The sequence below is a fragment of the Campylobacter sp. BCW_4332 genome (assembly GCF_001763175.1).
GTDB classification, from domain to species: domain Bacteria; phylum Campylobacterota; class Campylobacteria; order Campylobacterales; family Campylobacteraceae; genus Campylobacter_D; species Campylobacter_D jejuni.
Map to the genome: position 1 here is coordinate 1 of NZ_MJYF01000027.1, position 1,255 is coordinate 1,255.

Sequence of the window (1,255 nt, forward strand, 5' to 3'; positions counted from 1 at the left end):
AGTTTATCCACAAAATGAAGATGGAAGTTATTCTAAAGAAGCTTTGTTTATGAGTTTTTTAAAGTCTTATTCACCTATTCCATCTTCAAATCAAGTTGTTTTGAGTCCTGAAGCAAAAGTTCGTGAAGCAAAACTTGAGCTAGAAATGAAAGCAAATCCTTCTTTTAGCGTTTCCTTAGATGACATTATGACAGGCAAGGTAGATTTTGCAAGTTTATTAAAAGGCTATGCACAAGATGGTTGGCTTGATGCAGGTATTTATGCAATGGAAAAAGGAGTTGCTTGGCAAAATGCAAGCATAGGTTATGGTGGAGCTTTGTTTGATAATCAGTTTAATCAAGCAAAAGCTAATGGTTGGAAAGCAAGCAGTGAAAGTATAAATTCTTTTGTAAATAATATAATGGATAGATTAAATAATCTTATAGGACAAACTAGGGTTTAGGAAGTAAATAAAAAGAAATTAATATCGCTTAATTGCGATATTAAAATCCAAAATGTTCTATTTCGAAATTCAAAGATTTTTGATTAAATTTGATTTAGGGCATTTGTTATGATAAAATGAATTATATTACATTTGAAAACAAGGAGCTAAAATGTTTAAAAAACTATTGAGTGTTGTAGCTTTAGGTGCTTTATTGTCAAGTTCTGCTTTTGCAGAAGATATTCTTGCTAAAGTCAGTAATGGAGCAATTAGTGATAATAGTGCAGGTGTTAAAGTTCTTAACCTTGATGAGATGAAAGAGGTTAAGGGTGGAGTTTATACTTTTAATAGAGCAAGTAATTATGATAATGTTATAGGTGTTAGGAGCTATGCCTATATAGCAGGAGATAGTGATAAAACACCAGAACAATTCTTACAAGCTATGAATATTAGTGGCAATAAAATTATTCTTGCTAAATACCGTTATGTAAATAATCAAAAAGAATATTATTTACAAAGTTATGAAAAAAGCACAGGAACTCTTCGTGATATTTGGGCTTGGAATGGAAGTTCTGCTTATGATGTTTTAAAAGATTTTAAAAATCAATACTAAACTATTTCCTCGTTCCACTTATCCAAAACGGAACAGATTTTGCTTATATTATTTTAATATATTTAGATTGAAGGCAAAAAAATCTAAATTAAGGAATTAATATGAGTATCTTTAGCATCAATGATAGCTCAAACTATGGTTCTATACTTTCACAAGCAAAAGCTAATAAAGAAAGTAAAGAAAATTCTAAAATAAGTTTTGCTAATGCTTTTTTAAAACAA

At 29.4% G+C, this 1,255-nt stretch carries 1 protein-coding gene and 1 pseudogene; both read left to right on the forward strand.

The window, feature by feature from the left end; all coding sequences use genetic code 11:
* Positions 1-442, forward strand: a pseudogene (locus tag AJN64_RS02440) (hypothetical protein); the annotation flags it as partial.
* A 151-nt stretch (positions 443-593) separates the two neighbouring features.
* Complete coding sequence (locus AJN64_RS02445) at positions 594-1,034, forward strand: hypothetical protein (RefSeq protein WP_070292622.1); 441 nt, start codon at positions 594-596, stop codon at positions 1,032-1,034.
* The last annotated feature ends 221 nt before the right edge of the window (positions 1,035-1,255 follow it).

Bases quoted from the DNA above. Each gene is read 5' to 3' on its own strand.
- AJN64_RS02445 (WP_070292622.1), top strand. From the start codon at position 594: ATGTTTAAAAAACTATTGAGTGTTGTAGCTTTAGGTGCTTTATTGTCA.